Annotated in this window: 7 protein-coding genes and 1 pseudogene; 4 read left to right on the top strand and 4 right to left on the bottom strand. The window is 53.7% G+C overall.

Translation table 11 applies throughout. The features are described from left to right. Window positions 1-433: 433 nt before the first annotated feature. The 3 genes and pseudogenes from BUA65_RS17045 to BUA65_RS17060 all read right to left on the bottom strand — a co-directional run bounded on the left by BUA65_RS17045 (window position 434) and on the right by BUA65_RS17060 (window position 2395). Window positions 434-1588, bottom strand: coding sequence for an RNA-guided endonuclease InsQ/TnpB family protein (locus tag BUA65_RS17045; protein WP_242656386.1), 1155 nt, complete (start codon window positions 1586-1588; stop codon window positions 434-436). Next, window positions 1491-1866 (bottom strand): annotated as a pseudogene (locus BUA65_RS17755) (transposase). Before BUA65_RS17755 ends, BUA65_RS17045 begins: the two are co-directional and overlap by 98 nt. A 250-nt stretch (window positions 1867-2116) precedes the next feature. After that, a complete protein-coding gene (locus BUA65_RS17060) occupies window positions 2117-2395 on the bottom strand; it encodes a UPF0175 family protein (protein ID WP_072871545.1) in 279 nt (92 codons plus the stop codon). 278 nt (window positions 2396-2673) lie between these two features. Here BUA65_RS17060 and BUA65_RS17065 point away from each other — a divergent pair, with 278 nt between their 5' ends. From BUA65_RS17065 to disA, 4 genes are all read left to right on the top strand, one after another. Next, entirely contained in the window at window positions 2674-2952 is a 279-nt protein-coding gene (locus tag BUA65_RS17065) for an AbrB/MazE/SpoVT family DNA-binding domain-containing protein (RefSeq protein WP_072871536.1), read from the top strand. Then, window positions 2900-3319 (top strand): type II toxin-antitoxin system VapC family toxin, encoded by a 420-nt coding sequence (locus BUA65_RS17070; protein ID WP_072871539.1) that lies wholly within the window; start codon window positions 2900-2902, stop codon window positions 3317-3319. The genes BUA65_RS17065 and BUA65_RS17070 overlap by 53 nt, the downstream gene beginning before the upstream one ends. Before the next feature lie 252 nt (window positions 3320-3571). Next, window positions 3572-4933: a DNA repair protein RadA gene (gene radA, locus BUA65_RS17075; protein ID WP_072871541.1), complete on the top strand. Its 1362-nt coding sequence runs from the start codon at window positions 3572-3574 to the stop codon at window positions 4931-4933. Between the two features lie 12 nt (window positions 4934-4945). Continuing rightward, window positions 4946-6016: a DNA integrity scanning diadenylate cyclase DisA gene (disA, locus tag BUA65_RS17080; RefSeq protein ID WP_072871543.1), complete on the top strand. Its 1071-nt coding sequence runs from the start codon at window positions 4946-4948 to the stop codon at window positions 6014-6016. A 21-nt stretch (window positions 6017-6037) separates the two neighbouring features. Here disA and BUA65_RS19135 read toward each other — a convergent pair. After that, the coding region (locus tag BUA65_RS19135) for a hypothetical protein (RefSeq protein ID WP_341349629.1) at window positions 6038-6886 on the bottom strand (849 nt) is incomplete at its 5' end.

The following is a 6886-nucleotide window of genomic DNA, read 5'->3' on the forward strand; positions in this document are numbered from 1 at the left end:
CATTCTCACAAGTGCCTCAGCTTTATGATATAATGGTTTTGAGGTGATTCAAATGGAAAACAATTTGGAGAAAGCAACCGGTATTCTGCAAAAGCTTTCTGTGGAAAGCCTGAAAACGGCAATTTCCTTGTTGGAGCTCCTGGCCCTGAAGGTTGGACGCCATGGAGGAAGTGAACCTCCCCCGGGACAAGCCCGGGGGCTTCGTCCCGGAGGTTTCTCATGTCATCGGAATGCTGCCTGCTAAAGCGCAGGTCTTACGCTTTCCTCGTGAGCTACATGGTCGCGTCACCACAACCAGGCCCGGTCCATAGGCGTCTACTACTCATCGTAGATACGTCAGGCCGCTCTTTTCGGCGCCAGTACCTGCGGCCGCAGGTATTCCACTTTCCCGGGCAGCCTGCGGCCCCTGGTGAAACTCCCGTACAGAGCTTTGTCAAGGATGCCGCTGGCTCCCAGCACGTCCCGGTGAATCCCGGTAAACCCGCAGGAAGCATTGCCGCACCCGGTATACGCGCCCGGTTTGTCTGGTGTACTCCCCGCATACCGGACAGGTACCGGAGGTGCCACGCTCATCCACCGGAATCAGCTCTATGCCGTGACGCTTGAGCTTGTATGCCAGCAAATCGCGCAGCTTGCCTAAAGCCCACTGGCCCATGCGCTGGTTGTGTTTTCTGCCGCAGTCCCTTTCGCGCACTCCTTCCGGGTTGCCGATGTAAACCGTTTTAACGCTCCTTCCCAGGCACCAGCGGACGACGTTGGCGGATATGGCGTGCAGGATATGTTCTATCCGCCGCTCGATCCAGTTGAGGAACCGGTACTTTTTAGCTAGAAGTTTCCTGCGCTTCCTAGAACCTTCCTTCGTTTTGGAGATGGCCCGTTGCAACTGCCGCAGCACCTTGTTTCTCAAGCGGTTGAGCGACCGGAGCAGCCTGCCGCTGATCACTAAAGCATCATTGCCGTCGGTGATGGTCAGGGCATGCACTTCGCCCGGGTCGATGGCCGCACAAACGTCGCCCTGAACTTTCAACAGGGCCGGTTTCTCCACCGTTACGTGCAGCCAGTACTGGTTCCGGTGCCAGACCAGTTGCGCCTGCAGGATTGCGGTGCTGGCAAGCCTTTGCGGGAGTTTTACAATCAACGGTTCTCTGCCCCAACCGTTGGAAAGTTTCAATATACGCCCTTTATGGGTAATGGCGGCTTTTTTCCAGGTAACGGTGAAAAACCTTTTCCGGCGGTAAGGGTACTTCCATTCAGTGTGACCCTGCAGGTGCAGTTCCCTGGTGCGCTCGCAGCACTCGAAGTAGGTTTCCACCACGGCCTGCACCGATTGGGAGTGAAGGCCGTATTTGCCTTTGAGCAGCGCTTTAATTGCACCTTCGCTCAACCAGTAACCATACCTGCCGTATATGGTGCGGTGGATGTTGCAGGCGGCGTTCCAGACTTTGGCTGCTTCCATTTGCAGGCTGCGGGCTAAAAGAGTTTGCTCCGGGTTAAGGTGCAGGGGAAACTTTTCCACCAGGACGTCTACGGCTTGCTCCAGGGAATGAGCTTTCAGTTCCTTGACCGCATTGTTTTTGCACCGGCTCACCTGGTTTCACCTCCTTCCGGAATGATTTTTGAGCTTCGATGTATTTGCGGATAGTTTCGGTGCTTACATTACCGGCCGTACCGATGTAGTAGCCTCTACTCCACATGCCGCTGCCCCAGAAGTATTTTTTCTTAAGGCCGGGAAAGGCAGAGAATATTTTGTTGGCAGATTTCTTGAATTGTCAGTTTTACGGTATCTTCCACTCTGCCGGTAATTACCTTATGCCGGTATTTTGGGCAAAACACGATATTTATAGACGCAGTGGTTCGTTTTTCCATTCATAGCATGATTATAGCACTAGAACGGGTGTTTGTGAATACATTTGTCGCCCTAACGGGCGACGCCCCTTTCATCCCACGGGACAAGCCCGTGGGTTTTCAGGGGCGGATTCCTATAAAAGCCTTGCTTCCAAGCAAGACTTTCAACTTCCCGCGAACTGCCGCACCAGGTCGTTGGATAACCTGAAACCGCAGTCTTTAAGTTTTTTAAGCAGTGCGGGCATGTCTTCGGCCTGCAGCAGGCCTTTCTCTACCGCTGTTGGGCATCCAGCTCCTTGATGGCCTGCAGGTCTTCCTGGAGGTCCTCCAGGCCGTAATCGATCCCCAGGCCGTAGTCGGCAAGCAGTTCCATGAATTCTGCGTAAGGCAGTCCCGATATTTCTACTGCCTTGCCGAGACTTACCCGGCCCTCACTGTAGAGGGTCACAGAGAACCTTATCTTTAATTCCCTTTCCAGCTCTTTTTCCTTCAGACCCAACAGATGGATTACTTCTTCCGGTATATTGACGCTCACGGTCACTTGCTTCATTTTGCACACCCCCAAAGGTATTATAACCCGGGGACCAAATGGATTACCAGCCATTGTATTTCCCCTTTGGTGATTGTTTTTTGTTTGATGATTTTTGGCCACCGCGCGCGCCTCGTAAAATTCATGAGCCATAGATAAATTTTTTCCATTCTCACAATTGCCTCAGCGCTTCCGCCGGGCTTAAAGAAGCAGCCCGGCTGGCCGGGTGCGCTTCTTGACCAGGTTGGCTGGTTAAGTTATACTTATTTTAGAATGGTATTACGCATGGAGGATTTTATATGTCTTATATCGCAACTATATCCTCGAAAGGTTGGGTGGTTATACCCAGGGAGCTTCGCGAACGGTACGGAATCCGTCCCGGGGGAAAGGTACTTTTTACAGAAAGCGAAAGCGGTCTAACCATCGTGCCGTTACCCGAAGACCCAATCAAATCATTCAAGGGTATTTTTAAAGAATATCCCCTGGTGGATGAATTACTGGAAGCCCGAAAGGAAGAGGTCACTCGTGAAGAATTACGTACTGGACAGCTACGCGATACTGGCGTACTTCCAGAATGAAGCCGGGGCTGACGACGTGGAAAAACTGCTGGTGGAAGCGACGGCCGGGAAGGCTGCCCTGTTCATGTCTGTGATCAATTATGGTGAAGTGGCCTACATAATCCAGCGGAAAGCCGGCAAGGAGAAAAAATACCTGTTCCTTTCGATAATGAACGCACTTCCCATTGAGATAACCGGAGTTGACAGGGAATTCGCCCTTGGCGCGGCGGACATTAAAGCCGAACATGCCATTTCATTCGGAGATTGTTTCGCCCTGGCTCTGGCACGCCACGTCCGGGGAACCGTGGTAACCGGTGATCCTGAGTTTGAGAAGGTCGGAAATCTGGTTCCGATCCACTGGTTACCCCGGAAGAGTAAGGGCCGCTAAGCTACCGATTTTTTGGTAGGCGGACAAACCCGCCTTCATAGGTTTATTACCGCTTCCAACCAGCCGCCAATAGGGTCTTTCGGACCCAAAGGACGGATTACGGTGATTAAATCCTGTTTCGGCATCGTTTTTAACTTGTGGAAATAAAGTAAGAAATGTTATACTAGAAATGTTATCCTGTAAAAACATAAGCAGCAGTGACGAAATTACATTAAATATAAGGAACTGTTTTAATGGCAAGGAAGAATGGTTATGGCCGGTAAAACCCGCTTTTGCTGCCAGGAATGCGGACACTGCACCCCCCGCTGGCTGGGTCGCTGTCCTGAATGCGGGGCCTGGAATACCCTGGTGGAGGAGGCGGTTGCCGGGACAAAGCAGCGCCCCGGTATAGCTACTCCCACCCCCCTTCCTATTACTCAGATTTCGCTGAATAAGGAAGAACGCTTTTCCACCGGTATCGGGGAACTGGACCGGGTTCTGGGTGGCGGTGTGGTGCCTGCCTCCCTAATTTTATTGGGGGGAGATCCGGGAATCGGCAAATCCACTCTCCTTTTGCAGGTAGCTACCTGCGTAGCCGGTGCCGGACGGGTGGTGCTTTATGTTTCCGGTGAGGAATCGGTGCAGCAGGTGCGTTTAAGGGCCTTCCGCCTGGGTGTAGAGTCCAGCCGGCTGTACCTTCTGGCGGAAACGGATATCGATGCGGTAGAAAACAGCATCAGATCCTTGAATCCCGCCCTGGTAATTGTGGATTCCATCCAAACCATGCAAAAGGTCGATTTTGGTTCGGCTCCGGGCAGTGTGGGACAGGTGCGGGAGTGCGCCACCCAGTTTATGCGCCTGGCCAAAGAAACGGGAGTAGCCATTTTTCTGGTCGGGCACGTAACCAAGGAAGGGCTTCTGGCTGGCCCCCGCGTTCTGGAGCATATGGTGGATGCGGTGCTTTACTTTGAGGGGGAAAGACACCAATCCTTCCGTATTTTGCGGGGTGTGAAAAATAGATTTGGTTCCACCAACGAGATTGGCGTTTTTGAAATGAAAGATGACGGTCTGGTGGAGGTTGCCAATCCTTCTTCCTTGTTTATGATCCAGCATCCCGCCGGGCCGGTGGCCGGGGCAGTGGTGGTTCCCACCCTGGAAGGAACAAGACCGCTGCTGGTGGAAATACAGGCCCTGGTGTCGCCCACGGGCTTTGGCAATCCCCGGCGCATGACTGCAGGAGTGGATTACAACCGGGTGATCCTGATCATGGCCGTGCTGGAAAAGCGGGTCGGCTTGCACCTGGGCAGCTATGACGCCTATGTCAACGCGGTGGGCGGGGTGCGCCTGGTGGAGCCGGCGGTAGACCTGGGCATAGCGGTGGCCCTGGCTTCCAGTTTCCGGGATATTCCCGTAAACTGCCGCCTAGCGGTGGTGGGGGAAATAGGCCTGACCGGGGAACTCCGCCCCGTCACCGGGATAGAGAAACGGGTTCAGGAGGCGACGCAGTTGGGGTTTACCCACTGCCTGCTGCCCCGGGCCAATCTGGGCCAGGTGGACCCATCCCGGTTGGGATCCATGACCGTTTGGGGGGCTCAAACGCTGTCCGAAGCCCTTGAAATAGCCCTGGAACAATGAAGGGGTGAAACCTTGAAGGAGGAACGCGTGGAAGACAGGCTGTTACAGTTACTGCGTACTGTGGCTCCCGGCACCCCCTTGCGGGAAGGCCTGGAGAATATTCTGCGGGCGAAAACGGGGGCGCTAATTGTTATTGGCGACTCGCCGGAAGTGATGGAGATTGCCGAAGGAGGGTTTGCCGTCAACGCGGAATTTACGCCGGCCAACCTTTATGAGCTGGCCAAGATGGACGGGGCCATTATTTTAAGTTCGGATTTAAAGCGGATTCTGGCGGCGAACACCCAGCTCATTCCCAACCTGAGCATTCCCTCCACCGAGACCGGGATCAGGCACCGTACGGCCGAGCGGGTGGCCAAACAAACCGGTGCCCTGGTCATTTCCATTTCCCAGCGCCGTGGAGTGATTACCATCTACAAGGGGAATTTGAAATATGTATTGCGGGATGTGGGGGTAATCCTGGCCAAAGCAAACCAGGCTATTCAGACCCTGGAAAAATACCGGTCGGTGCTGGACCGGGTGGTGACGGAATTAAGCATCCTGGAGTTTGAAGAGGCGGTGACTCTCTTTGATGTGAGCCGGGCCATTCAGCGGGTGGAGATGGTACTGCGGGTAGTCAAGGAAATTGAAAAGTATATCAGTGAACTGGGTGTAGAGGGCAGGCTGATCACCATGCAGCTGGAGGAGTTGGTGACCGGCGTGGAACATGAGGGTCTTTTGATTATTCGGGATTATGCGACTGCCACGGATAAGCCTCCGGGTACCATTCTGGCCATGATCAACAGCTGGCCGGCGGAGGATCTTTTAGACCTTTCCCTGATTGCCCGCGCCCTGGGTTATCCCGGGAGCGCCAGCATCCTCGACCAGAGTGTTTCGCCCAGAGGGTACCGCATTCTGGATAAAATCCCCCGCCTGCCCCTTCCGGTAATTGAGAACATGGTCAAGGAGTTTGGCTCTTTGAAAAACATTCTTAATGCCAGTATTGAAGAACTCGATGCGGTGGAAGGCATCGGGGAGGCGCGGGCCCGCTCCATTAAGGAAGGGTTGGCCCGTTACCGGGAACAGCTCCAGGAGCGCCATAACTAAAAAAGGCGCCCAACGCCTTTTTTAAGCCAGGTTGTATATGCCCAAAATGCGCAGCTGTTTTTGTTCCTTGGTCACAATATCGTCCAGATTTAAATCAAGCAAGTGGCAAAGGGCCGCCAGGTAGAACAGACAGCGCCCGATGGCGTTTTCTACCGCTTCCCGGCATTCCTCGCACATTTCCCCCACTAGGTGTGATTCCAGCAAATGGCGCAGGTCGGCCAGCGTGGCTTCCGGGGGAATTTCTTTTTTACGGGCGTTTATTCTCAGGCATCCACAACTGGTAACCGTTTTAATCACTGCCCGGTTCAGGCGGGCGTTTGCTTCCTGGGTTTTGGCCAGGACATCCAGTACACTGCGGCTGCAGACCAGCACTTCCGAAACCGTGCGCTGAAAGTCATCATAGACCACATTTTTGATCAAAACGGTACCACTCCTTTGTAAAAATGGCCCTTTTTGATAATTATACCCACCGGGGACTTGTCCTGTCAAACCAGGCCGGCTGCCAAAATTGCCGTTAAACCTCTGGATAAAACCTGGCAGGAAGGCATTAGCCTCTTCCAGGGTGGAGACACCAGCCAAGCGGAGCTCAACTACCAGGCGGCTCTGTAGAGTACCCCAGAGGCGCTCTATGCGTCCTTTAGCCTGGGGGGAGCGAGCGGGGATATGATTAATACCCAACTCGGCAATGGCTCGGCCAAGCTGGGTTAAAGGGGCAGTTTGGCCGGCCAGCTCCTCCTCGATGGAGAGCTTGTCCTTCTTAGGCGAAAAGAAAATGGTATGGCGGTCGCTGTATAAACTTCTGGGCACTCCGAAGTTTTGCCCCAATTGTAACAACACCTGAAAATAGCCGAAAAGGCTCTCATTAGGGGT

It is taken from the genome of Desulfofundulus thermosubterraneus DSM 16057 (assembly GCF_900142025.1).
In the GTDB taxonomy this organism is placed as follows: Bacteria; Bacillota; Desulfotomaculia; order Desulfotomaculales; family Desulfovirgulaceae; genus Desulfofundulus; species Desulfofundulus thermosubterraneus.

Coding starts and splice junctions, on each gene's coding strand:
- BUA65_RS17060 (WP_072871545.1), bottom strand. CDS start 2,395: ATGAAGCAAGTGACCGTGAGCGTCAATATACCGGAAGAAGTAATCCAT.
- BUA65_RS17065 (WP_072871536.1), top strand. CDS start 2,674: ATGTCTTATATCGCAACTATATCCTCGAAAGGTTGGGTGGTTATACCC.
- radA (WP_072871541.1), top strand. CDS start 3,572: ATGGCCGGTAAAACCCGCTTTTGCTGCCAGGAATGCGGACACTGCACC.